The 22586-nt window shown below is 59.3% G+C and carries 24 protein-coding genes; 16 read left to right on the forward strand and 8 right to left on the reverse strand.

What is annotated here, in order from left to right; translation table 11 throughout:
- Positions 1-63 precede the first annotated feature (63 nt).
- Complete coding sequence (locus J7394_RS01835) at positions 64-759, forward strand: SIMPL domain-containing protein (RefSeq protein WP_209250526.1); 696 nt, start codon at positions 64-66, stop codon at positions 757-759.
- 2 nt (positions 760-761) lie between these two features.
- On the opposite strand, the gene J7394_RS01840 is transcribed toward J7394_RS01835, so the two are convergent.
- The 3 genes from J7394_RS01840 to J7394_RS01850 form a co-directional block, all read right to left on the reverse strand.
- The gene (locus tag J7394_RS01840; RefSeq protein WP_209250527.1) at positions 762-1472 is read right to left on the reverse strand and encodes a GNAT family N-acetyltransferase; all 711 of its coding nucleotides are present in this window, start codon (positions 1470-1472) and stop codon (positions 762-764) included.
- 4 nt (positions 1473-1476) lie between these two features.
- Entirely contained in the window at positions 1477-2769 is a 1293-nt protein-coding gene (locus J7394_RS01845; RefSeq protein WP_209250528.1) for an O-acetylhomoserine aminocarboxypropyltransferase/cysteine synthase family protein, read from the reverse strand.
- A gap of 96 nt (positions 2770-2865) precedes the next feature.
- On the reverse strand, positions 2866-3855 hold the full coding sequence (locus J7394_RS01850; RefSeq protein WP_209250530.1) for a hypothetical protein: 990 nt from the start codon (positions 3853-3855) through the stop codon (positions 2866-2868).
- A 127-nt stretch (positions 3856-3982) separates the two neighbouring features.
- Here J7394_RS01850 and J7394_RS01855 point away from each other — a divergent pair, with 127 nt between their 5' ends.
- The 5 genes from J7394_RS01855 to J7394_RS01875 all read left to right on the forward strand — a co-directional run bounded on the left by J7394_RS01855 (position 3983) and on the right by J7394_RS01875 (position 8866).
- On the forward strand, positions 3983-4615 hold the full coding sequence (locus tag J7394_RS01855; protein WP_209250532.1) for a cupin domain-containing protein: 633 nt from the start codon (positions 3983-3985) through the stop codon (positions 4613-4615).
- A 157-nt stretch (positions 4616-4772) separates the two neighbouring features.
- On the forward strand, positions 4773-6107 hold the full coding sequence (locus J7394_RS01860) for an NAD(P)-dependent oxidoreductase (RefSeq protein WP_209250535.1): 1335 nt from the start codon (positions 4773-4775) through the stop codon (positions 6105-6107).
- 46 nt (positions 6108-6153) lie between these two features.
- Positions 6154-6990, forward strand: coding sequence for a class I SAM-dependent methyltransferase (locus J7394_RS01865; RefSeq protein ID WP_209250536.1), 837 nt, complete (start codon positions 6154-6156; stop codon positions 6988-6990).
- An 18-nt stretch (positions 6991-7008) separates the two neighbouring features.
- Positions 7009-8313, forward strand: coding sequence for an NAD-dependent dihydropyrimidine dehydrogenase subunit PreA (gene preA / locus J7394_RS01870; protein WP_209250537.1), 1305 nt, complete (start codon positions 7009-7011; stop codon positions 8311-8313).
- A 73-nt stretch (positions 8314-8386) separates the two neighbouring features.
- A complete protein-coding gene (locus J7394_RS01875) occupies positions 8387-8866 on the forward strand; it encodes a hypothetical protein (RefSeq protein ID WP_209250538.1) in 480 nt (159 codons plus the stop codon).
- Between the two features lie 3 nt (positions 8867-8869).
- On the opposite strand, the gene J7394_RS01880 is transcribed toward J7394_RS01875, so the two are convergent.
- Positions 8870-9484, reverse strand: a complete 615-nt coding sequence (locus J7394_RS01880; protein WP_209250539.1) for a TetR family transcriptional regulator C-terminal domain-containing protein — start codon at positions 9482-9484, stop codon at positions 8870-8872.
- 170 nt (positions 9485-9654) lie between these two features.
- Between J7394_RS01880 and J7394_RS01885 the strand changes: the two genes are divergently transcribed.
- The 10 genes from J7394_RS01885 to J7394_RS01930 all read left to right on the forward strand — a co-directional run bounded on the left by J7394_RS01885 (position 9655) and on the right by J7394_RS01930 (position 18991).
- Complete coding sequence (locus J7394_RS01885; RefSeq protein ID WP_209250540.1) at positions 9655-10905, forward strand: Zn-dependent hydrolase; 1251 nt, start codon at positions 9655-9657, stop codon at positions 10903-10905.
- A gap of 92 nt (positions 10906-10997) precedes the next feature.
- Positions 10998-12452: a dihydropyrimidinase gene (hydA, locus tag J7394_RS01890; RefSeq protein WP_209250542.1), complete on the forward strand. Its 1455-nt coding sequence runs from the start codon at positions 10998-11000 to the stop codon at positions 12450-12452.
- A 54-nt stretch (positions 12453-12506) separates the two neighbouring features.
- On the forward strand, positions 12507-13304 hold the full coding sequence (locus J7394_RS01895; RefSeq protein WP_209250544.1) for an ABC transporter ATP-binding protein: 798 nt from the start codon (positions 12507-12509) through the stop codon (positions 13302-13304).
- Positions 13294-13737: a GNAT family N-acetyltransferase gene (locus tag J7394_RS01900; RefSeq protein ID WP_371811911.1), complete on the forward strand. Its 444-nt coding sequence runs from the start codon at positions 13294-13296 to the stop codon at positions 13735-13737. The genes J7394_RS01895 and J7394_RS01900 overlap by 11 nt, the downstream gene beginning before the upstream one ends.
- Positions 13734-14666: an ABC transporter permease gene (locus J7394_RS01905; protein WP_209250546.1), complete on the forward strand. Its 933-nt coding sequence runs from the start codon at positions 13734-13736 to the stop codon at positions 14664-14666. Before J7394_RS01900 ends, J7394_RS01905 begins: the two co-directional genes overlap by 4 nt.
- Complete coding sequence (locus J7394_RS01910) at positions 14663-15508, forward strand: ABC transporter permease (protein ID WP_170660395.1); 846 nt, start codon at positions 14663-14665, stop codon at positions 15506-15508. Before J7394_RS01905 ends, J7394_RS01910 begins: the two co-directional genes overlap by 4 nt.
- A 56-nt stretch (positions 15509-15564) precedes the next feature.
- Positions 15565-16554 carry an ABC transporter substrate-binding protein gene (locus J7394_RS01915; RefSeq protein ID WP_170376562.1) on the forward strand — a complete coding sequence of 330 codons (990 nt, stop codon included), beginning with the start codon at positions 15565-15567 and terminating at the stop codon, positions 16552-16554.
- Positions 16555-16714: 160 nt separating this feature from the next.
- Complete coding sequence (locus tag J7394_RS01920; protein ID WP_209250547.1) at positions 16715-17428, forward strand: ABC transporter permease; 714 nt, start codon at positions 16715-16717, stop codon at positions 17426-17428.
- Positions 17421-18155 (forward strand): ATP-binding cassette domain-containing protein, encoded by a 735-nt coding sequence (locus J7394_RS01925; protein ID WP_209250548.1) that lies wholly within the window; start codon positions 17421-17423, stop codon positions 18153-18155. The genes J7394_RS01920 and J7394_RS01925 overlap by 8 nt, the downstream gene beginning before the upstream one ends.
- A 20-nt stretch (positions 18156-18175) precedes the next feature.
- Positions 18176-18991, forward strand: a complete 816-nt coding sequence (locus J7394_RS01930) for a substrate-binding domain-containing protein (RefSeq protein ID WP_209250549.1) — start codon at positions 18176-18178, stop codon at positions 18989-18991.
- A 51-nt stretch (positions 18992-19042) separates the two neighbouring features.
- Here J7394_RS01930 and J7394_RS01935 read toward each other — a convergent pair whose 3' ends face one another.
- The 4 genes from J7394_RS01935 to J7394_RS01945 are packed head-to-tail and all read right to left on the reverse strand — an operon-like array spanning position 19043 to position 22523.
- On the reverse strand, positions 19043-19915 hold the full coding sequence (locus tag J7394_RS01935) for a helix-turn-helix transcriptional regulator (RefSeq protein WP_209250550.1): 873 nt from the start codon (positions 19913-19915) through the stop codon (positions 19043-19045).
- Positions 19916-20041, reverse strand: a complete 126-nt coding sequence (locus J7394_RS23000; RefSeq protein ID WP_256439764.1) for a hypothetical protein — start codon at positions 20039-20041, stop codon at positions 19916-19918.
- A 13-nt stretch (positions 20042-20054) separates the two neighbouring features.
- Positions 20055-21317, reverse strand: coding sequence for a c-type cytochrome (locus J7394_RS01940; protein ID WP_209250551.1), 1263 nt, complete (start codon positions 21315-21317; stop codon positions 20055-20057).
- Positions 21318-22523: a formate dehydrogenase subunit gamma gene (locus tag J7394_RS01945; RefSeq protein ID WP_209250717.1), complete on the reverse strand. Its 1206-nt coding sequence runs from the start codon at positions 22521-22523 to the stop codon at positions 21318-21320.
- Positions 22524-22586 lie beyond the last annotated feature (63 nt).

A 22586-nucleotide genomic window follows, 5' to 3' on the forward strand; every position in this document is an offset into this window, starting at 1 on the left:
TTCCCCTTGTGCGTGTATGCCCCTCGGACCCATGTTGAGGCAGAGTAAGTTGGAGGGATCACCTTGAAGACATTCGCTTTTCTGGCCGCGATGATGGCCGCAACTACCGCCGGGCTGGCACATGCGGAAGAACGTCGCATCAACGTGGATGCCACCGGAACCGTTCAGGTTGCCCCCGATATGGCGACGATCACCCTGGGTGTGACACATCAAAACCCCGAGGCAACCGAGGCCATGAAAGCCACCTCGGACGCTGTGGCGCAAGTGCTTGCGCGGTTGGGTGAAATGGGCATCGACGAGCGGGATTTGCAAACCCGTGACCTGTCTTTGTCGCCCATCTGGTCGAATCGAAACCAGCAAAACGGGGAACCACCTGAGATCACCGGATTTGTCGCCTCGAACCGAGTGTTCGTGCGGGTGCGTGATCTGACGCAACTGGGTGAGGTCATGGATGCGGTCATTCAGGATGGGGCCAACGATTTCAGCGGGTTGAGCTTTGGTCTGCAAGACCCTGAACCGATTGAGGTTCAGGCCCGTGCAAAAGCTGTGAGCGAAGCAACTGCAAAGGCCGAGCAACTTGCCCAAGCCGCCAATGTCACGTTGGGGCCAGTTCAGACAATCTCGGAACGTGGGGGCGGTGTGCGCCCGATGGCCGAGATGCGGAACATGGCCATGGCCGACGCAGGCGGAGTGCCAGTTGCCGGCGGAGAGATCTCGGTTTCTGTCAGTGTCACGATGGAGTTCGAGATTTCAGAATAGGCTCAAGCACTCGTGCGGGCCATCAGCGGTTTTCGTTGCTGGCCCGTTTCGTCAAAATTATCCTGGGACAACCAGTCCTCAAACGCATCTCGAATACGTGGCCATTCGCTGTCGAGGATCGAATACCATGCCGTATCGCGATTGCGCCCCTTGTAGTGGGTCGCTTGGCGGAACGTGCCCTCATAGGTGAAGCCCAGCCTTTGGGCCGCACTGCAAGAGGGCGCATTCAGCGCGTCGCATTTCCATTCGTAGCGGCGATAGCCCAACTCATCGAACACACGGCGCATCATCAGATACATGACCTCGGTCGATTGCGGCTTGCGCTGCAGCAGAGGCGAGAAGTGGATGTGTCCGACCTCGATCACACCGGCGGCCGGTTCGATCCTGAGGTATGATGCCATGCCGAGGGGTACGTCGTTGGCATCCAGAACCGTATGAAACATCGGGTCGGCGTCCATGCAGGTCGCGCGCGCCCAGGTTTCGAATTCCTGCTCAGACTCAAACGGCCCATAGGGCAGGTAGGTCCAGTTCCGGTGATCGGCATCATTGGCAAACGCCCGGAACAATCCGGGCGCATGTCTGTTCACATCAATCGGCACGACCGAGCAATACTGGCCCTCCATCGGGGTATAAGGCGGCGTCGGGCGAGGGAACTCGCCCGTGACCGGCCGTCCGATGGGTTGACCAAGTGCGTTGGTGTCGTGTCCGCTCATGGCTTTATGCGCTGGCTTTGGCCAAAGCCTGATCCAGATCGGCGATCAGGTCGTTGGCATCCTCGATCCCGATCGACACACGCACAACGTTGGGGCCTGCGCCCGCGGCCTCTTGCTGTTCGGGGGTCAACTGGCGGTGCGTGGTCGACGCCGAGTGAATGATCAGTGAGCGCGCGTCGCCGAGGTTTGCAACGTGGCTGAAGATCTCCAATGCGTTCACCAGTTTAATGCAGGCGTCATAACCACCCTTGACCGCAAAGGTGAACAGCGCCCCAGCTCCGCGCGGATACTGCGCCTTGACCCGATCGGAGTAGGGCGACGAGGGCAGGCCCGCATAGGTCACGTAGTCGACCCGGTCATCCGCCTCGAGCCAGGCGGCGATCTTCTGGGCGTTCTCGACGTGGCGCTCCATCCGCAGCGACAGGGTTTCGATCCCCATCAGCGTGTAGTGTGCCGCCTGCGGGTTCATCGTCATGCCCAGATCGCGCAGCCCGATGGCAATGCCGTGGAAAGTGAAGGCCAGCGGGCCGAAGGTCTCATGGAATTTCAGCCCGTGATAGGCCTGCTCGGGCTGACTGAGTGAGGGGAATTTGTCATTCGCCGACCAGTCGAACTTGCCCGAATCCACGATGCAGCCGCCGGTGACGGTACCATTGCCGGTCAGATATTTGGTGGTCGAATGCACGACCAGAGTCGCGCCGTGTTCAATTGGGCGGCACAGGTAGGGCGTGGCCGAGGTGTTGTCGACGATCAGCGGAATGCCTGCGCCGTCCGCGACATCCGCTAGCGACCGAATATCGGTGACATAGCCGCCGGGGTTGGCGATGGATTCGCAGAATACCGCGCGCGTGTTTTCGTCAATAGCGGCTTTCACGGCTTCCAGATCATCGGTGTCGACAAATTTGGCAGACCAGCCGAAGCGCTTGATGGTTTGGCTGAACTGCGTGACCGTGCCGCCATACAGACGGGTCGAGGCCACCACGTTGCAGCCCGGTCCCATCAGCGGGAACAGCGCCATGATCTGTGCCGCATGGCCCGAGGAACAGCACACCGCGCCAACGCCGCCCTCAAGCGTCGCGACACGTTCCTGCAGAACGGCGACGGTCGGGTTGGTCAGGCGCGAATAGATAAAGCCCACTTCCTGCAGGTTGAACAGCGCTGCCGCGTGGTCCGCATCGCGAAAGACATAAGCCGTCGATTGATAGATCGGAGTCTGGCGCGCGCCGGTTGCGGGATCGGGGCGTGCGCCCGCGTGTATCTGCAGAGTGTCGAAACCGTAGGTAGGGCCGTCAGACATCGTGAAAATCTCCTGTTGGAATGTGCGTTGGCGAATCTGTAGGCTATTGCAGGCCCTTGCACAACGATCCTCTGGGGGATCCTCTGGGCGATCCTGTCAGCGCAGCCAAAGACCTTTGGCCTTGATCGCCTTGCGGATGGCCTGTTCGCGCCCGGGCAGGGCGTTCTGGTCGAACATCTCGCGGATTTTGTGGCCTTTGCCTTGGAAAATCAGCCTCTTCATCGGGTCATAGGCCTTGAGGACTTTCTTGACTTTGTTAGGGGCTGAGACGGTCTCGAGCACTTCAATCACGCGGTCACTCTCACGGGCGTAGAGCAGCGGAAACAGGCGGTAGTGACAGCTGACCGACCCATCCAGCAAGCCGTCTGGCAAGGCATCGCGCCCGCCACCGAAGGAGTGGATCACCAGCGGCAAAGCGGCCTGATCCAGCCAGGGATCAAGGTTCTGTCCGGTCAGTTCGGGGATCTCTTCGTCGCGTATGGTTTTCGCATAGTCCAGAAACCGCTCGCCGAATTGGCGCGGGCATTTGTAGAAGAAATAGCCTGCGTTGAAATACAGAAACCGCTTCCAGTGCTCCTTGGGCTGGCTGTCATCAATCGAGCTGTCGAAATCCAACCCGAAGCGGTGATAGAGCGCGCTCCAGATCCCCTCGAACCCCGGCCCGTAGAGGGTGGGTTTCGGCCAAGTCCCATCAACCTTGAGCGAGGCGCCGGGGCGGTCGAAATCAAACGGGACAGAGGTCAGATCGCCAGTGATCAGCGTATCGCTGTCGAAGAAGACAAAGGGTTCTCCCTCGGGCAGGGCCAGCAGGGCCTCGATCTTGTTGCCATGCGGATAGCTCTCACCGAAGACATGGTTGTCGAAGGGCAGGATCTCGGCGTCCAGCTGAGACAGCGCCTTGCGCACATCCTCGTTCTGGAGGCTGGGGTTCTGTTTCCAACGAGGGCCGGGGTTTGGCGTGGCGACATACAGCTTGCCGTCAAAACCGGGGGAACAGTGGCGCAGCGAGGCGGCGAACAGAAGGGCCTCATATTGCAGGCGGTTGTTCTGCCCGATGACGACAATGTTGAATTTCTGCGAAGCCATTCGTGCCTGTTCCTGTCGCCCGTTTTCCTTGGGATTACAGCAAGCCGTAGGGGGCGTCAAAACTGTTGGATTGATTTTCGCGTTCTCCATCCCATCTCACGCAGGAAACTCAAAGCAGGAGGCCGCCATGAGGATCAACGCGGATTTCACCAAACGCGCCGCGGTGCATTTTGATCAGACCGAGTGGGTGCAATCGCCAGCGGCCGGGGTCGAGCGCAAGATGCTGGACCGCATCGGTGAGGAAGTCGCCCGCGCCACCACGATCGTGCGTTTCGCCCCCGGCAGTGCCTTCGCGGCCCATACCCATGATGGTGGGGAGGAGTATCTGGTTCTGGATGGCGTCTTTCAGGACGAGACCGGAGACTTCCCGGTGGGCAGCTATGTTCGCAACCCTCCGACCTCGTCCCATACGCCTTCGGCGGCCGACGGGGCGACCATTCTGGTCAAGCTGCATCAATTCGACCCCTCCGACCGGACCGAGGTCAAACGCTCGATCAACGGTCAGGGCGATCTGCGCCTGTTTAAGGATGAGCATGAGGATGTGCGTATCGCGCAATGGGCCGCGGGTGAGGCTATTGATCTGAACGCTGAAGGCGGGCTTGAGGTGTTTGTTATCACCGGCAGCTTTGACGAAGGCGGTGAGTCATTCGCTGCGTGGGACTGGCTACGCCTGCCTCCCGGATCGCGCTCACAGGCCGTTGCGGGGCCGGATGGCGCGCGTGTTTGGATGAAATCCGGGCACTTGACGGGCATGATCTGACCCAATCCCGCATCAATTTTGGGCAAAATCAGTGAAATCCGGGTGAAATGCCCGGATTTTTCATTTTTTGACCGGGTGATAAAATTTACCAATTGATAAAAAATCAGATTGTGGCAAGCTGAGCCTCACAACAAACATATCTACAGGGAGTAGAGTGATGGCACAGGGCCAGATGGCACCCGGGATTGTCCCAGGGCGGCTTTCCAGCGATGAGCTGACCTCGAATTTCACCGATCTGCATCCGCCTTTGGCCCCACATGAGGCCGCCGTGGCGGCAGATCGCTGTTATTTCTGCTATGACGCGCCGTGTGTGACGGCCTGTCCGACGGATATCGATATTCCGTTGTTCATTCGCCAGATCCAGGCTGGTCAGCCGCAAGCAGCCGGTCGCACGATTCTCGAGCAAAACATTCTGGGTGGCATGTGCGCCCGCGTTTGCCCGACCGAGACTTTGTGCGAGGAAGCTTGCGTTCGCGAAGCCGCCGAAGGCAAACCGGTCGAGATCGGTCGCTTGCAGCGTTACTCGACTGATACCGTTATGGAAGCGGGCGATCACCCCTTCGAACGCGCCGCGCCTACCGGCAAAACGGTTGCCGTGATTGGGGCAGGGCCTGCTGGTCTTGCCTGTGCGCACCGTCTGGCGATGCTGGGGCATGACGTGGTGATTCACGAGTGCAAGCCGAAACCCGGCGGTCTGAACGAATACGGGATCGCTGCCTACAAATCGACCAATGACTTCGCTCAGGCCGAAGTGGATTGGCTTCTGAAGATTGGTGGCATTGCGATCGAGACGGGCTCGGTTCTGGGCGATACGATTTCACTGGACGGGTTGGTCGAGAACTATGATGCCGTGTTCCTGTCGATCGGTCTGGCGGGTGTAAATGCGCTGCGTGCGCAAGGCACCGAAAAGGACGGTGTGCGGGCTGCTGTGGATTTCATTTCGGATGTGCGTCAGGCCGAAGATCTGGCTCACTTGCCGGTCGGGCGGAATGTGGTCGTGATCGGTGGAGGTATGACGGCGGTGGATGCTGCCGTGAAGTCAAAACTGCTGGGCGCTGAGCATGTTACGATTGCCTATCGCCGAGGGCGCGATGCGATGGGTGCTAGCCGGTATGAACAGGACCTCGCCGCCTCGCACGGGGTGCGGATTCTGACGAATGTGCAGCCGGTTGCCGTTTACGGCAATGGATCGGCGGTCGATATCGAACTGGAATACACCACCACTCGGGACGGCAGGCTAGAAGGGACGGGCGAGATGATCCGGCTTCCGGCTGATCAGGTCCTCAAGGCCATCGGTCAAACCCTGGAAGGCGCGCCCGAAGGTCTGGCGCTGGACGGCAACAAGATCGCTGTCACCGGGGCAGGGCGAACCTCTCTGGACGGTGTCTGGGCGGGTGGCGACTGCGCCGCAGGTGGCGAGGATCTGACCGTAACAGCCGTGGCCGAAGGCCGTGATGCGGCGATGGACATCCACGCAACGCTCGTTTCGTGATAGGATGGGGTATTCACCCCATTTTTATTGCTGCTGAGGTATCGTCATGTCCCAGATCGAACAAGCTGTTGCCCAACACTACACAACCGGTGCCCTGACCGAACGCGTCCGCGCGGCGCTTGAGGCCAGTGGTATTGACCCGGATGCAGCCACCGTTGCCGACCTCAAGGCCGGGGACGAGTTTCATACGGGTGGTGTGAAGGCGACCGATAACCTGTTCGCTCAGCTCTCACCCACCCACGCAACGCGTGTGCTGGACGTTGGCTGCGGTATCGGCGGGACATCGCGCTATATTGTGGATCGGTATGACTCGACGGTCACAGGGGTCGACCTGACGCCTGAGTTTGTCGAAACGGCCAAGACGCTCAGTGATCTTGTCGGACATTCCGACAAGTCGGAGTTTCTGGTTGGCAGCGCCCTCGACATGCCGGTTCCCGACGCCGGGTTCGATCTGGCCGTGATGTTCCATGTTGGCATGAACATCGAAGACAAGGCGGGATTGTTCGCCGAAGTCTCTCGGGCTTTGGCGACAGGCGGAACATTTGCCTTGTTCGACGTGATGGGCGGTGAGGCGGCTGAGCCGCTTGCGTTTCCTCTGCCATGGTCCACCGTGGCCGAGACGTCCTTCGTCCACACGCCCGATGTCTACCGCGATGCCGCAAGCGCCGCGGGCCTGGAACTGGTGACTGAGACTGACCGCACGGAGTTCGCGCTAGCTTTCTTTGAGGAAGCCTTTGCGCGCATGGCCGAAAGCGGCCCGCCCGCGTTGGGCATCCACCTGATGATGGGCGAGACGGCACCTGAGAAGTTCCAAAACTACGTAACAAACCTACAGGCCGGGCGCATTCGCCCGACTGAAATGATATTCAAAAAAACCGGCTGAGCCGGGAAGGGAGAAGCTATGGCCGATCTGACGACAAACTTTCTGGGCATTTCCAGCCCTAACCCTTATTGGCTGGCCTCTGCGCCGCCGACGGACAAGGAATACAACGTCCGCCGCGCGTTCGAGGCCGGATGGGGCGGCGTTGTCTGGAAAACACTGGGGGCCGAAGGCCCTCCGGTCGTGAATGTTAACGGGCCGCGCTATGGCGCGATCTACGGCGCGGATCGGCGGTTGCTGGGCCTGAACAACATCGAGTTGATCACCGACCGCCCGCTAGAGGTGAACCTTGAGGAAATGGCGCGGGTCAAGGCGGAATATCCGGATCGCGCGCTGATCGCCTCGATCATGGTGCCCTGCGAGGAGGAGGCGTGGAAAGCCATCCTGCCGCGCGTGGCAGAGACAGGCGCGGACGGGATCGAACTGAACTTCGGCTGCCCGCATGGCATGAGCGAGCGGGGCATGGGGTCTGCCGTGGGGCAGGTGCCAGAATACATCGAGATGGTGACCCGATGGTGCAAGACATACTATGACCGCCCGGTCATCGTGAAGCTAACGCCGAACATCACCGATATCCGCAAACCTGCGGCGGCAGCACGTAATGGTGGCGCAGATGCGGTGTCACTGATCAACACGATCAACTCGATCACCAGCGTCAATCTGGACACTTTCAGCCCTGAGCCCTCGATTGACGGAAAAGGCAGCCACGGCGGCTATTGCGGTCCGGCGGTCAAACCGATTGCCCTGTCGATGGTGTCCGAAATCGCGCGGGCTGAGGCCACGCATGGTATGCCCATCTCAGGCATTGGTGGCGTGACCACCTGGCGCGACGCGGCCGAGTTTATCTCGCTTGGCTGTGGCAATGTGCAGGTGTGTACCGCTGCGATGACCTACGGGTTTAAGATCATTGATGAACTGACGGCGGGTTTGTCCGAGTGGATGGATGAGAAGGGCTATACCAGCGTCGACCAGGTTATTGGTCGTGCGGTGCCCAATGTCACCGACTGGCAGTATCTGAACCTGAACTATGTGGCCAAGGCCAAGATTGATCAGGACCAGTGCATCAAATGCGGCCGGTGCTATGCGGCTTGTGAAGATACCAGCCACCAGGCGATCTCGATGTCTGATGATCGGGTGTTCGAGGTGATGGATGACGAGTGTGTTGCCTGTAACCTCTGCGTCGATGTCTGTCCGATCGAAGGCTGCATCACAATGGAGCCGATGGCAGCAGGCGCGGTCGATCCGCGTACTGGCAAAACTGTGCAGCCGGACTATGCCAACTGGACCTCGCATCCGAACAATCCGATGGCGAAAGCGGCGGAGTAAGGGAAACACTCATCCCTAAATAGCCGGTTCGGTGCTACACTGCCGCTGACAGACAGGATCAAAGGAGAATGTCATGCCAGCGGCACCACCGGGCCGGAGCAAGGGCGGCAACAAGGTCACCAAGCTTGACCGTGACACGTCCAAAAAGAACGTTGCCCTCTCCAAGGCCAAGCAACGTGATGCGATGGCCGCCAAGAATTTTCTTCAGCATCAAAAGCAGATCAAACGTGACGTGGACAGCCTTGAGAAGCTGAAGCGCTCTCTCGAAGAGATGATGGCGAAGCTGAAGGAAGAGCGTCAGTTGGACCAACGCTTCCTTGGGCAGGTGGTTAAAAAGGTCAAGGCACTGCAGAATTTTGACGCCTATGTGAAGGCCTCGGCCAAGGATCACATGGATGGGGTGCAGCAGCCGAAAATGTACACCGCGATCGTCAAGGATGCCGGAAAGGTGCCCAAGATCAATACGGTCAAAACCATGGGCGACCTGACCATTCTGATCGCTATGTTGATCGTGCTTTTGCGCCGTATTCTGGCGCTGAAACCCGCGAAATAGCGGTTACCGCGTCAGAAGGCGCGTGAAAACCTGATCAAGATAGATTTTCGCCTCGGGGTAGGGATCGGCGTCATCCTCGCCCAGAACGGCGCGGATCTGGACGTCGAAATCCGCATAATGTTGGGTCAAAGACCAGATCGAGAAAATCAGGTGATAGGGGTTCACCTCGGCGATATGCCCCTCGGCCATCCAGCGGCGGATCAGGGCCGAGGTCTCATCAACCAGTGCTTTCAGATCTGTGGACAGCACGTCATAGATATGCGGGGCACCGCGAATGATCTCATTGGCAAACAGGCGGCTTTCGCGCGGGTAGTCGCGGCTCATTTCCAGTTTGCGGTGGATATATCCCAACAGCTCGGTCAGAGGGTCGCCATCGGGATCGATAGCACGCATCGGGTCTAGCCACGTGTCCAGAAGACGCTCGAGCAGGGCGGCATAAATCGCGTCTTTGCTGCGGTAGTAATAGAGCAGGTTGGGTTTGCTCAGCCCGGCAGCGGACGCGATCTGATCCACGGTGGCCCCGCGAAACCCGTGGGTCGAAAAGACCTCGAGCGCGGCTTCCAGAATCGCAGCGCGATTTTTCTTTTGTATTCTGGTGGGTGCGCGGTCTTTCGGCATGTATCCAACGTGTCTGTTTTTGCGCCAGTTCATAGGGGATTTTGCTGAAAACTCCAGCGATGGCGCGCAATTTCTTGACTGATGTCGAACCCGTGATAGCGTGAGTTTGACCAGATGGTCAAATCAAGACACCAAAAGCGAGCCAATCGCAAGCAACAGGGAAGAAGACTATGGCAGCTCCGGCGCAGAATCTCAGGATCAATGGCGACAGGTTGTGGGACAGCCTGATGGAGATGGCCAAGATCGGCCCCGGCGTTGCGGGCGGCAACAACCGCCAGACGCTGACCGATGAAGACGCCGAAGGGCGCGCGCTGTTCCAAAGCTGGTGCGAGGACGCGGGCTGTTCCATGGGCTTGGATCAGATGGGTAACATGTTCGCACGACGAGAGGGCACGGACCCGGAGGCGCTGCCGGTTTATGTCGGCTCGCATCTGGATACACAGCCGACCGGCGGGAAATACGACGGGGTTCTAGGGGTGCTTGGCGGGTTGGAGATCATCCGCACGCTGAACGATTTGGGAATCAAAACCAAACATCCGATCGTGGCGACCAACTGGACCAATGAAGAGGGCACACGCTATGCCCCCGCGATGCTGTCCTCGGGCGTGTTTGCCGGGATGCACACGCAGGATTGGGCCTATGACCGCGAGGATGCCGAGGGTAAAAAATTCGGCGATGAATTGCAGCGTATCGGCTGGCGCGGCGAGGAAGAGGTCGGCACGCGCAAGATGCATGCCTTCTTTGAGCTGCATATAGAACAAGGGCCGATTCTGGAGGCCGAGGACAAGGATATCGGCGTCGTCACCCACGGTCAGGGGCTAAGTTGGACCCAGATCACGGTAACCGGCAAGGATGCCCATACCGGCTCGACCCCGATGCCGATGCGCAAGAATGCGGGTCTGGCGATGGCGCGTATTCTTGAGAAAGTGGATGAGATTGCCTGGTCACATGCGCCGCATGCGGTTGGGGCTGCGGGGCATATCGATGTGTACCCGAACTCTCGCAATGTGATTCCGGGCAAGGTGGTGTTTACGGTCGATTTCCGCTCGCCCGAGTTGGATGTGATCACTGATATGGAAAACCGCCTGCGTGTGGCGGCAGAGGATATCGTGAACGAAATGGGCCTTCAGATTGAATTCGAAAAGGTCGGTGGATTTGATCCGGTCAAATTCGACGAGGGCTGTGTGGCCGCCGTGCGCGACGCGGCAGAGCGGCTGGGGTATTCCCATACGGACATCATCTCGGGTGCTGGGCATGATGCCTGTTGGATCAACCGGGTCGCGCCGACCGCGATGGTGATGTGCCCTTGCGTAGATGGCCTGAGCCACAACGAGGCTGAAGAGATCAGCAAAGATTGGGCGGCTGCCGGGGCGGATGTTTTGCTGCATGCGGTCGTTGAGACGGCGGAGATCGTGGAATAGGGGGCGCTGCCCCCGTCGCCCATGGGGCGACTCCCCCGGGATATTTTTAGCCAGATTAAGCAAGCGGCGCAGACCGCAACAGGGAGTTTGAAATGAGTACTGTCATCAAGAACGGGACCATCGTAACCGCCGATCTGACCTATAAGGCGGATGTAAAAGTTGAGGGGGGCGTGATCACCGAGATTGGGCCGGACCTGCGCGGCGACAAAGAATTGGATGCGACCGGTTGCTATGTCATGCCGGGCGGGATTGATCCGCATACGCATCTTGAGATGCCGTTCATGGGGACCTATTCCAGCGACGATTTCGAAAGCGGCACGCGCGCGGCTTTGGCCGGTGGCACGACGATGGTTGTGGATTTCGCGCTGCCCAATCCGGGCGAAAGCTTGCTGGATGCGCTTAAGCGTTGGGACAACAAATCAACGCGGGCGAATTGTGACTACTCGTTCCACATGGCGGTGACTTGGTGGGGTGAGCAGGTGTTTGATGACATCAAGACGGTGATCGAAACGCGCGGCATCAACACGTTCAAGCATTTCATGGCCTATAAAGGCGCGTTGATGGTGAATGACGATGAGTTGTTTGCCTCGTTCAAACGCCTGGCCGAGTTGGGCGGCACCGCGATGGTACATGCTGAGAACGGTGACGTGGTGGCCGAGTTGAGTGCCAAACTGCTTGCCGAGGGCAATACCGGCCCCGAGGCACACGCCTATTCCCGTCCGCCGCAGGTCGAAGGAGAAGCGACCAACCGCGCGATCATGATTGCCGATATGGCTGGTGTGCCTTTGTACGTGGTGCACACCTCCTGCGAAGAAGCACATGAGGCCATTCGGCGCGCAAAGATGCAGGGCAAGCGGGTTTGGGGAGAGCCTCTGATCCAGCACCTGACCTTGGATGAAAGCGAGTATTTCCACCACGATTGGGAACATGCGGCGCGGCGGGTCATGAGCCCTCCGTTCCGGAACAAGCAACATCAGGACAGCCTTTGGAACGGCCTGCAATCGGGAACGTTGAGCGTGGTCGCCACGGACCATTGCGCCTTTACGACCGAGCAAAAACGGTATGGCGTGGGGGATTTCACCAAGATCCCGAACGGGACCGGAGGGTTGGAGGATCGGATGCCGATGCTATGGACCTATGGGGTGAATACAGGGCGTTTGACGCCGAATGAGTTCGTAGCCGTTACTTCAACAAACATCGCCAAGATATTGAATTGCTATCCGAAAAAGGGTGCAGTTTTGGTTGGTGCAGATGCTGATCTGGTGGTGTGGGATCCGGACAAGGCCAAGGTGATTTCGGCTGAAACACAGCAGTCTTCGATCGACTACAACGTGTTCGAGGGTAAAGAAGTGCGCGGGTTGCCCCGGTTCACGCTGACCCGTGGTTCGGTTGCCGTGCATGATGGCGAGATCCAGACACAGGAAGGGCACGGGAAGTTCGTGGCGCGTGAGGCCAACACCCATGTGAACAAAGCGCTGAGCACCTGGAAAGAACTGACCGCCCCGCGCCCGGTGGAGCGGACGGGGATTCCGGCGACGGGTGTCTGACGCATTCGGGCCGCTTGTCGGGCGGCCCGCAATCAAATTTTTCAAGGCTATGGAATGAACACTGACTCTACGACCCAGCCTGTGATCGAGGCAAGGCAGCTGGATCTCACCTTCCAGACGAATGACGGCCCGGTTCATGCGCTGAAAGATGTGAACCTGACGATCGACAAAGGCGACTTTGTCAGCTTTATCGGCCCCTCGGGCTGCGGTAAGACCACTTTTCTGCGCTGCATCGCGGCTTTGGAGACCCCGACGGGCGGTACGTTGACCGTCAACGGCATGACCCCGGATGAGGCGCGGCGCAAGCGGGCCTATGGCTATGTGTTTCAGGCGGCGGGTCTGTATCCGTGGCGGACCATCTCCAAGAACATCAAGCTGCCGCTTGAGATCATGGGTTATTCCGCGTCCGATCAGGAAGAGCGCGTGACCAAAGTTCTCGAACTTGTTGATCTTGCTGGATTTGGAGGGAAATTCCCATGGCAGCTTTCGGGCGGTATGCAGCAGCGGGCCAGTATCGCGCGGGCTTTGGCTTTTGACGCGGATATCCTGCTGATGGACGAACCGTTTGGCGCGTTGGACGAAATCGTGCGCGATCACCTCAACGAGCAGCTTCTGGCGCTTTGGGCGCGTACCGAGAAGACGATTGGATTCGTCACGCACTCGATCCCTGAGGCCGTGTATCTCAGCACCAAGATCGTGGTGATGAGTCCTCGGCCCGGGCGGATTACGGATGTGATCGACAGCCCTCTGCCCAAGGAGCGGCCCTTGGATATCCGCGATACGCCTGAGTTTATTGAGGTAGCACACCGGGTGCGGGACGGCCTGCGGGCGGGGCATTCCTATGATGACTGATAAGGCCTCGGATATGATCAGGCGCGCAACGTTGCAGGACGTGCCGGCCTGTGCCCAAGTGATCCATGATTGGGCTTGCCAGACGGATTGGATGCCGGAAGAGCTGCCAGTTGAACAACTGACGGCCATGATCGAAGAGGCATTCGATCATCGTGAGATCTGGGTCACGGGCAACCCGGTCGATTGCTACATGTCCGTAGATCCGAATGAGCAGAAGATCGGCGCACTTTATTGCAGGCGGACCGGTCAGGGCATAGGCAAGCGCTTTGTCGACAAGGCCAAAGAGGGACGCGCGTTTCTTTGGCTGACGACACACACGCCGAACACCGCGGCGCAACGGTTCTATCAACGCGAAGGGTTCGAGGTAACAAGCGAAGAGCCTCCCGTGCCCCCGGACACCGTGCCGGTCTACCGGATGGAGTGGCACGCATGAAGCAGGTCTTATCGGTTCTGACTGTGCTGCTGGCCATTGCGGTCCTGTGGTATCTGGCGGTCGCACCAATGAATGTTCGTGTCTCGCTCGATCAGGCGGAACGGGCAGGGGAAACCGTGACGCCCGAGGCGTCGAGGGATCGTCAGCAGGTCTCGGTTTGGGTTCTGATGGTGCAAAACCCGTCGCATATTGCACGTGGTTATGAGCTGGACCGGCCGCGCCTGCCAACGCCCGTTCAAGTCGGGCAGGAGCTTTGGAAAACTACCGGCGAAATGGTGATGAGGGGCCGGGCGATGTCGAAACGCTCGTTGATCTATCACGGGTGGATCACGCTGCAATCCACGCTCTGGGGGTTTGTGCTGGGCACGGCGGTTGGTATCCTGGGGGCCGTGGCCATCGTCTATTCCCGTGTTGTGGATATGAGCCTGATGCCATGGGCCATCATCAGCCAAACGGTGCCGATCGTGGCGCTGGCTCCGATGATCATCGTCCTGAGTTCTCAGCTAGGGATCGAAGGGCGCGGGGTGCCCAAGGCGATTATCTCGGCTTACCTATGCTATTTCCCCGTGCTGGTCGGGATGGTTAAAGGGCTGCGCTCGCCAGCTGTTTCGCAGCTGGATTTGCTTCAGACCTACAACGCGACTGGGTTGCAGGCGTTTCTGAAACTGCGCCTGCCGTCCTCGGTGCCTTATCTGTTTACATCGCTGAAGGTGGGTATCGCGGCGGCCCTGGTCGGGACCATTGTGGGTGAACTTCCTACCGGAGCGATCTCGGGCCTCGGCGCACGCATTCTGATCGGAGATCAGTTCGGTACGCCTTTGGCCATTTGGGCGGCGTTGTTCGCAGCGGCCATTCTGGCGGGCATTCTGGTGACCTTACTGGACATACTGCAGCGAGTGACCCTGAAACGTATGGGGATGAGCGCATGAGCTGGTTGATCTTTTCACTCGTCTTCTGGGCCGGTGCCTGGTGGCTGAACGCATGGCTGGCGCGGTCGATCTACCGGGACTCCAAAGGTGTGCGCGTCTTTGTGCCCGTGCTCTTTGGTGTCACGCTACTGATCCTGTGGGAGGGGCTGGTGCAAGGGCTGGGCGTCTCGCCCGTAATCCTGCCGCCGCCGTCGATGGTGGCGCAGACCTTTGTGAATTCGACCGATATTCTGTGGCAGGACTTCAAACAGACCGTGTTCAAAGGCGCGTTCACTGGCTTCGCAATCGGTGCCTCTGCTGCCTTTCTGACGGCCGTTCTGATCGACCGGTCCGTCTTTCTGACCCGAGGGTTGCTGCCAATCGGTAACTTCGTGGCCGCACTGCCCATCGTTGGGATCGCCCCAATTCTGGTCAGTTGGTTCGGGTTCGACTGGCACTCCAAGGCGGCTGTGGTCGTGGTGATGGTGTTCTTCCCGATCCTTGTGAATACAGTGCAAGGCCTGCGTGAGGCGGATGCGATGCAGCGCGACCTGATGCGGACCTATGCGGCCAGCTATACGCAAACGCTGATCAAGCTACGCCTGCCTGCGGCCATGCCGTTCATATTCAATGGCCTCAAAATCGCCACCACATTGGCGCTGATCGGGGCGATTGTAGCCGAATATTTCGGCTCACCCACACGCGGCATGGGCTTTAGAATCTCAACCGGGGTGGGCAGCCTGTCGATCGACCTCGTCTGGGCCGAAATCGCAGTAGCAGCAGTCGCCGGAACAGTGTTCTATGCTTTGGTGGCTGGGCTCGAAAAAATGGTAACCTTTTGGCACCCCTCACAACGCAGATAACAAGACCAACCAGACCCCGAAAACGGGGCACAATTCGTAACAAGGAGAAGATGAAGATGAAAAAGCTACTCAGCGGGGCGGTTGCCGCCTTTAGCCTGGCCGCCAGTGCATCACTGGCCGCCGATGAGGTGACGTTGCAGCTCAAATGGGTCACGCAGGCGCAGTTTGCAGGCTACTACGTCGCGAAGGACAAGGGGTTCTACGAGGAAGAAGATCTGGACGTGACCATCCTGCCGGGCGGCCCCGATATCGCGCCCACTCAGGTGATCGCGGGTGGCGGTGCGGATGTGACCGTCGAATGGATGCCGGCCGCACTGGCCGCGCGGGAAAAAGGCTTGCCGCTGGTCAATATCGCACAGCCCTTCAAAAGCTCGGGCATGATGCTGACCTGCTGGAAGGATGCGGGGATTTCCTCGCCCGAGGATCTGAAGAACCGCACCCTCGGCGTTTGGTTCTTTGGCAACGAATTCCCGTTTATGAGCTGGATGAGCCAGCTGGGCATCGACACAGGCGGCAAGGCTGAAAACGGTGTAGAGGTGCTGAAGCAGGGCTTCAACGTCGATCCTCTGTTGCAGCGTCAGGCCGATTGCATCAGCACCATGACCTATAATGAATACTGGCAGGTCATTGATGCAGGCGTGAACCCGGATGAGCTGGTGACCTTCAAGTACGAAGATCAGGGCGTGGCAACGCTGGAAGATGGTCTTTACGTGCTGGAAGAGAACCTGAGTGATGAAGCCTTTGTTGAGAAAATGCAGCGCTTTGTGCGGGCCTCGATGAAGGGCTGGAAATATGCCGAAGAGAACCCGGATGAGGCGGCTCTGATCGTTCTCGACAATGACGCCACCGGCGCGCAGACCGAAGAGCATCAGAAACGCATGATGGGCGAGATTGCTAAACTGACCGCAGGATCGAACGGGGCGTTGGACCCGGCTGATTTTGAGCGTACGGTCAGCACGCTGCTCGCAGGTGGGTCCGATCCGGTCATCACCGCGAAGCCGGAAGGGGCGTGGACACATCAGGTGACCGACGCGGCGCTGAACTAAACCAGTCAGACATTTCTGACGCAAAGACGCGGTCCCAAAATCGGGGCCGCGTTTTCTGTTTCGACTGTCGGTTTCGTGTATGTACTCTTGGTGAATCTATAGTAGTATTTCCTTGTAAATTAACGCAAATCATCCATACAGGTGCATTCGCAGGGATAAAATGCAAGGATTTGCAGGAGAATTCAGTCACGCCCTCTCTCTCATCCTCAATGGGGATGCAGAGCTATGGTCGATTGTCTTTCTTTCTCTGAAAGTATCCGTTTTCGCGGTGCTGATCTCGGCGCTGATCGGGATGCCCGTTGGGGCAGCGCTGGCCGTGGCGCGCTTTCCCGGTCGCCGTGCGTTGATCGTGCTGATGAATGCGCTGATGGGGTTTCCGCCGGTGGTGGTCGGCCTTCTGGTTTATCTGATGCTGTCACGCTCGGGGCCTTTGGGGGTGTTGGAGCTGCTCTATACACCTACCGCAATGATCATCGCGCAGGTGGTTTTGGTCACGCCCATCGTCGCCGCGCTGACCCGGCAGGTGGTTGAGATGTTGGCCGAGGAATACTCGGAACAACTCCGTTCACTTGGGGTGTCGCGACTGGCCTCGGTTCCGGTGTTGTTGTGGGATGCGCGCCTGGCTTTGATTACTGCGCTTTTGGCCGGGTTTGGACGGGCCATTGCCGAGGTGGGCGCCGTGATCATCGTGGGCGGCAACATCAATCACGTCACGCGGGTCATGACGACGACAATCGCGCTTGAGACCTCGAAAGGGAATCTGGCTTTGGCGCTGGCGTTGGGGGCGATCCTGATCGGCATCGCGGTGGCTGTGAACGCCATGGTCAGTGCCGCCAGCCTCCGCGCCGAACGTGAGGGGTTGCGTCATGCGTGATCTGACTTTTGATATGACACAGTTCCTGCAGGTTCGTGATCTGGTCATTCGGCGCAATGGGCAGGCCTTGTTGGATGTGGCCGACCTGACGTTGGACGGGCCGGGGCCAACACTGTTGCTGGGTCCGAACGGCGCGGGTAAAAGCCTGCTTTTGCGGTGTCTGCATGGGTTGATCTCACCAGATCAGGGGCAGGTTGTGCAGGATGGTTCTCCGCTGAATGCCTCTCATACAGCGCGGCAGGCGATGGTGTTCCAGCAGCCCGTTCTTCTGCGTCGATCGGTGTCCGCCAATCTGGATTTCGTGCTAAAACGGCAGGGGCTGGCGCGTCGCGCGCGCAAACTTCGGATTGCCGAGCTGTTGGCCGAAGGTGGCCTCGAGAGCAAAGCCCGCCAGCCCGCGCGGTCTTTGTCGGGCGGGGAGGCGCAACGGCTGGCGATCTTACGGGCCTTGGCGATGACCCCTGAGACCCTGTTTCTGGATGAGCCGACCAGCGCGCTGGACCCAAGTGCTGTGCAGATGATTGAGCGTATGATCCTGCGGGCGTCGGCGCGTGGGGTGCGGATCGTCATGGTGACACATGATATCGGGCAAGCGCGGCGGTTGGCTGCGGATATTGTCATGATGCAAGGCGGGCGTGTGGTGGAACACGGACCGGCCAAACAGGTTCTGGATGCCCCAGAAAGCGACGCATCGCGCCGCTATCTCTCGGGTGCATTGGTGACATAACAAAAACATTGGAGCATGTGATGAGACGGGCAATTTTGCGCGCAGTGGCGCTTGGGCTTGGGATGATGGCTGGCGTAGCCACAGCGGAAGAGCCGTTTATCGTGGTGCAATCCACGACCTCGACCCAGAATTCGGGGTTGCTGGACTATCTGTTGCCGGGCTTTGAGGCGGAAAGTGGTATTGATGTCCGCGTCGTGGCCGTTGGCACTGGTCAGGCCATTCGCAATGCGGTGAATGGCGATGGGGATGTGTTGCTGGTTCACTCCAAGCCTGCGGAAGAGAAGTTCGTTGCGGATGGTTGGGGCGTTGAGCGTTTGGATCTGATGTATAATGACTTTGTTCTGGTCGGGCCAAAATCGGACCCGGCAGGCGTCAAAGGGGGGGCAGATATCCTGTCCGCGCTTTCTGCGATCGAGGCGGCTGAGGCCGTATTCGCCTCGCGCGCGGATGACAGCGGAACGCACAAGGCCGAGATGAGCCACTGGGCGGATGCCGGTTTGGATCCGACCGAAGCGTCGGGTGAATGGTATCGCGAGACCGGATCTGGCATGGGGGCCACTTTGAACATTGCCAGCGGCATGGGGGCCTATACGCTGACCGACCGGGCCACGTGGCTGTCCTTTGGCAACCGAGGCGATCTGGAGATTCTGGTCGAGGGCGATCCGCGGCTGTTCAACCAATATGGCGTGATCTTGGTGAATCCCGAGCGGCATCCGAAAACGCGCGCCACTGCCGGGCAGAGGTTCATTGATTGGCTGATTGGGCCGGACGGTCAGGCGGCGATTGCGGATTTCCGGCTGGAAGGACAGCAGGTGTTTTTCCCTAACGCCCAATAGGTTGGCCTGCGGCCAATGCCTTCGGCGAGAGTATTTTGAAAAGATGAAGCGCTAGCCGCTGGCGCCGTTTTGGTGGACCTGGCCCAAGCCGGTCAGGTCGTAGCCTCCAAACTCGGATGCGCGGGTGTGGAACTGATCCGACCGTATGAAGCGCAGCAGTTTCTGCATTGGTTCGTCAAAATAGGCCCGTCGCCAGATTGCCAGATCCAGCCGTTCCGAGTGGGTCGGTACGAAGCGCAGGTTGTAGAGGCTGGCGAGCGCGCCCAGACCAAACCCGGCTTCGGCTTTGTTGTCGTGCAAAGTGATGGCCAGCTCTTCCTCGGTGCGGGCGCAGGTGGGTAGGGCGGTCAGGTCGTCTCGGGTCAGGCCATGGGTTGTGAGTTCGGCATCAAACAAGCGTTGGCTGGCGGCGCTGTTCTGGCGCAGGACGACGCGGCGGCCTCTGAGGTCGTCAAAACCGGCAATGTCCGAGGTCTCGGGAGACAGCAAAAGCCCGCGTTGTCGCTGCGCGATCTCGATCAGAACCACAGGGGCCTCGCCCAAAGCATCGCGCAGGGATTGGGTGTTGAAGCCGTTTTCCTCATGGATATGCAGCGCTGCTGCCTGCGCGCTGCGACTTCCAAGGCGGATAAGACCGTCGAATGAGCCATCGTAGTAGGTCGCTAGACCAGATCCGCTCTCCCGCAATGCCCAGTCCAGCAGTGGGTCATGGCTACCGGCAACGATCGGAGGCAGGGGCGGTTCCGCTACCTGTGGACCGGAGCGGGAGGCGTTAAGCCACGCAATCACCTCGGAGCGGGGAAACAGCAGCTTGCCCATGGCGCGGACACAGGGCACCTCACCCGAGGAGGCGAGGTCATAGGCCTTCCGCTCGCCGATCCGCAACAGGTCGGCCAGCTCTTTCGTCGTCAGGTATTCGGACATTCAGTCGAGGCGCACAGCAGGGCCAGAGGTCGCCTGTTCCGCGCTGAAGCCGATCTGGTTCAGTGCAAAGGGGGCGGCAACAGTGATGACGACCATTGCAGTTGCGGCGGCAAGAAAGGCTTTCATCGTTTCCTCCGGTTCAGTTCGGATCGACCGTTGCGCGGCGCAGAAATGCGATCAGGTCGTCCCGGTCCTGTTCTTGCGTGATCCGCTGCATCGGCATCTTTGATCCTGGAATGTAGTGATCCGGCCCTTCATCAAAAAGGGCATTTATCGTCTCGTCATTCCAAATGATATCAGAGTCTTGCAGCGTTTCCGAGTAGAAATAACCGGGCAGGGTTCCGGCTTGCCGTCCGAACACTTCGTAGAGTGTCGGCCCTGCACGGCGCTGCCCGTCCGGTGTCAGGCTGTGGCAGATCGAGCATTTGCGGGCGAATTGCCGTTCGCCATTGCTCATCTGGTCGGGGTCTTTCAAAAAGCTGGGTTCTGACGCGGCCATCTGCTCCTGATCCCTCAGGGCGGCTACGGGCCAGCTATACATGGCCTCATCAATTCCCCCCGCGTGGATGTTCTGGCCGTCGGCCGAGAACGCCAGCGCCCAGACCGGCCCCCGTAGCGTAGCGCGGAAATCTTGGGCGATACGCCAGTCCACCGTGTCGATCACCATGATGTAACCTTCGCCATCCCCGACGGCCAATAGGCTGCGATCGGGGCTGAGGGCCAGCGCCAGAATGGGGCGTCGGTCCAGGGTGAAATCCCTCTCTTCATCCGTGCTCAGGTCGCGGATACGGGTGACGCCGTCCACAGCGCCGTAGGCGATCCAGCCGTCTTGTTCGTTCAGGGCCAGTTCATTGATGCCGAAGCCATGTTCGACCACGCGCCGGGTTTCTTGCCCGCTGGCCACGTCCCATTCGCGTAGGCTGCCGTCCACGCCTGCCGAGAACAGCCGGGTTCCATCCTGTGAAAACACCACCGCGTTCACACCGCCACCAGTCGGGCCCAGCATCTGCGGGGCGGAGCCGTCTACCGGCCACAACCCTATCGTGCCGTCCCAACTGGCTGTTGCCACATGGGTTTTTGAAGCTGCTAGGCCCACGATTTTACCTTTGTGCTGGCCCACGACCTCTCCGCCCGGCCAGCGGCGCAGGGTGAAATCGTCTCCGGCGGAGTAGATGGCGGTGCCGTTGAAGACGACGGAGTTGACGGCGGCTTCGTGGCCTTCCAGCCATTCGGGCATCTGATCCGACCACAGGCCAACCGAGTTGTCGAAACTGGCCGTGGCGATCCGCCCGTCAGGTGCGGTTGCAATACCCATGATCGGCCCGCCATGGCCCTTGAGCGTAAAGAACTCGGACCACGCGGGCAGGGGGATCAGGGCCAGCGCGACGGCGAGCCAGCGCATCTATTCAGCGGGAGAGGCCGCTGCTTTACTCGCCTCTTTTTCCTGCACCTCTTCCAGCCAGAGCGAGTGATGCTCACGCGCCCATTGCTCTTCCACCTCGCCGGTACCCATGGCGTCAAACGCGCCCTCCATCCCGACCGAGCCGAGGTAAATATGGGCGATGATGATGGCGATGAAGACATAGGCCACCATGACGTGCCAGACCTGTGCGTATTGCATTTCCTCCTGCGGCGACATCTGGACGGGCAGGTTCAGACCAAGCGCCTGTGGAATGCCGGTGGAGTTGGCGATAGAGAAGGTCTTGGCGAACATCGGCAGCTCGAACGGGAACAGCAGCGACAGGCCGGACAGGCTGATCGAGATACCCAGCAGGATACAGGCCCAGAAGATGATCTTCTGGCCCGCGTTGAATTTCTTGGCGGGCGGGTGGCTGCCTTTGGTGAACAATCCCCCTCCGGCGGCCAGCCATTTCAGGTCGGTTTTGTTGGGAATGTTATGGGCGATCCAGTTCACGGTGACGATGATCAAGCCCAGCATGAAGGCCCAGGCGAGGTTGTTGTGCAGCCATTTGCAGCCCTGCGCGATGGTGGCGAAGCCTTCCTTGCCGAAGATCGGGATCAGGAAGTCGCGGCCATAAAGCGTCAGCAGGCCAGTGATACCGAGGATCAGGAACGACCCGGCAAACAGCCAGTGGCCAAACCGTTCGAAACTGTTGAAGCGCAGAACCGTGCGGCCCGTCTTTTCCCCATCAATGCGGATTTTACCGCGGACTAGGAAGAACAACAGAATGACGGCCGCCATCCCAGCAATGATGTAGCTGCCGTATTCACGCAGTGGACCCGTTCTGAAGTTCCACCACCACATGCCTCCATCCTGGATCAGGACACCAGCGGCAGGCCCTTGAGACGATACCGTTGTATCGGCCGAGCCATAACGAATAGCGCGATACACATCGCTGTCAGAGGCGACGCCCCTTGTTCCGAATTGGCCAAGCAGCCCCTCGACATTGCCCTGACCGGTGTTTTCCGAGCGATAGGCGTTGTCCACTTTCTCGCCCCGCTGTCGCGCCAGAATATCTTCGAGCGTCGTGGCACCGCCGGTCGAGGCGCGCGCGTCCGCGGCAGGGGCCTCGGTCTCGGTGCTTTGGGCAAGGGCGAACTGGGTCAGCCCAAGGGTGAACAGAAGGGCGAAGAGTAGACGGAACATCTGAACCTCGGTCAAAATGCCAATGCAGGTGACCCACATTTGCGGGTCACCTGTTTCCTATTA

Origin of the sequence: Ruegeria sp. R13_0, assembly GCF_017743995.1 — a bacterium.
Classification (GTDB): domain Bacteria; phylum Pseudomonadota; class Alphaproteobacteria; order Rhodobacterales; family Rhodobacteraceae; genus Ruegeria.

Bases quoted from the DNA above. Each gene is read 5' to 3' on its own strand.
- J7394_RS01840 (WP_209250527.1), bottom strand. From the start codon at position 1,472: ATGAGCGGACACGACACCAACGCACTTGGTCAACCCATCGGACGGCCG.
- J7394_RS01845 (WP_209250528.1), bottom strand. From the start codon at position 2,769: ATGTCTGACGGCCCTACCTACGGTTTCGACACTCTGCAGATACACGCG.
- J7394_RS01850 (WP_209250530.1), bottom strand. From the start codon at position 3,855: ATGGCTTCGCAGAAATTCAACATTGTCGTCATCGGGCAGAACAACCGC.
- J7394_RS01855 (WP_209250532.1), top strand. From the start codon at position 3,983: ATGAGGATCAACGCGGATTTCACCAAACGCGCCGCGGTGCATTTTGAT.
- J7394_RS01860 (WP_209250535.1), top strand. From the start codon at position 4,773: ATGGCACAGGGCCAGATGGCACCCGGGATTGTCCCAGGGCGGCTTTCC.
- J7394_RS01865 (WP_209250536.1), top strand. From the start codon at position 6,154: ATGTCCCAGATCGAACAAGCTGTTGCCCAACACTACACAACCGGTGCC.
- preA (WP_209250537.1), top strand. From the start codon at position 7,009: ATGGCCGATCTGACGACAAACTTTCTGGGCATTTCCAGCCCTAACCCT.
- J7394_RS01875 (WP_209250538.1), top strand. From the start codon at position 8,387: ATGCCAGCGGCACCACCGGGCCGGAGCAAGGGCGGCAACAAGGTCACC.
- J7394_RS01880 (WP_209250539.1), bottom strand. From the start codon at position 9,484: ATGCCGAAAGACCGCGCACCCACCAGAATACAAAAGAAAAATCGCGCT.
- J7394_RS01885 (WP_209250540.1), top strand. From the start codon at position 9,655: ATGGCAGCTCCGGCGCAGAATCTCAGGATCAATGGCGACAGGTTGTGG.
- hydA (WP_209250542.1), top strand. From the start codon at position 10,998: ATGAGTACTGTCATCAAGAACGGGACCATCGTAACCGCCGATCTGACC.
- J7394_RS01895 (WP_209250544.1), top strand. From the start codon at position 12,507: ATGAACACTGACTCTACGACCCAGCCTGTGATCGAGGCAAGGCAGCTG.
- J7394_RS01900 (WP_371811911.1), top strand. From the start codon at position 13,294: ATGATGACTGATAAGGCCTCGGATATGATCAGGCGCGCAACGTTGCAG.
- J7394_RS01905 (WP_209250546.1), top strand. From the start codon at position 13,734: ATGAAGCAGGTCTTATCGGTTCTGACTGTGCTGCTGGCCATTGCGGTC.
- J7394_RS01910 (WP_170660395.1), top strand. From the start codon at position 14,663: ATGAGCTGGTTGATCTTTTCACTCGTCTTCTGGGCCGGTGCCTGGTGG.
- J7394_RS01915 (WP_170376562.1), top strand. From the start codon at position 15,565: ATGAAAAAGCTACTCAGCGGGGCGGTTGCCGCCTTTAGCCTGGCCGCC.
- J7394_RS01920 (WP_209250547.1), top strand. From the start codon at position 16,715: ATGCAAGGATTTGCAGGAGAATTCAGTCACGCCCTCTCTCTCATCCTC.
- J7394_RS01925 (WP_209250548.1), top strand. From the start codon at position 17,421: ATGCGTGATCTGACTTTTGATATGACACAGTTCCTGCAGGTTCGTGAT.
- J7394_RS01930 (WP_209250549.1), top strand. From the start codon at position 18,176: ATGAGACGGGCAATTTTGCGCGCAGTGGCGCTTGGGCTTGGGATGATG.
- J7394_RS01935 (WP_209250550.1), bottom strand. From the start codon at position 19,915: ATGTCCGAATACCTGACGACGAAAGAGCTGGCCGACCTGTTGCGGATC.
- J7394_RS23000 (WP_256439764.1), bottom strand. From the start codon at position 20,041: ATGAAAGCCTTTCTTGCCGCCGCAACTGCAATGGTCGTCATCACTGTT.
- J7394_RS01940 (WP_209250551.1), bottom strand. From the start codon at position 21,317: ATGCGCTGGCTCGCCGTCGCGCTGGCCCTGATCCCCCTGCCCGCGTGG.
- J7394_RS01945 (WP_209250717.1), bottom strand. From the start codon at position 22,523: ATGTTCCGTCTACTCTTCGCCCTTCTGTTCACCCTTGGGCTGACCCAG.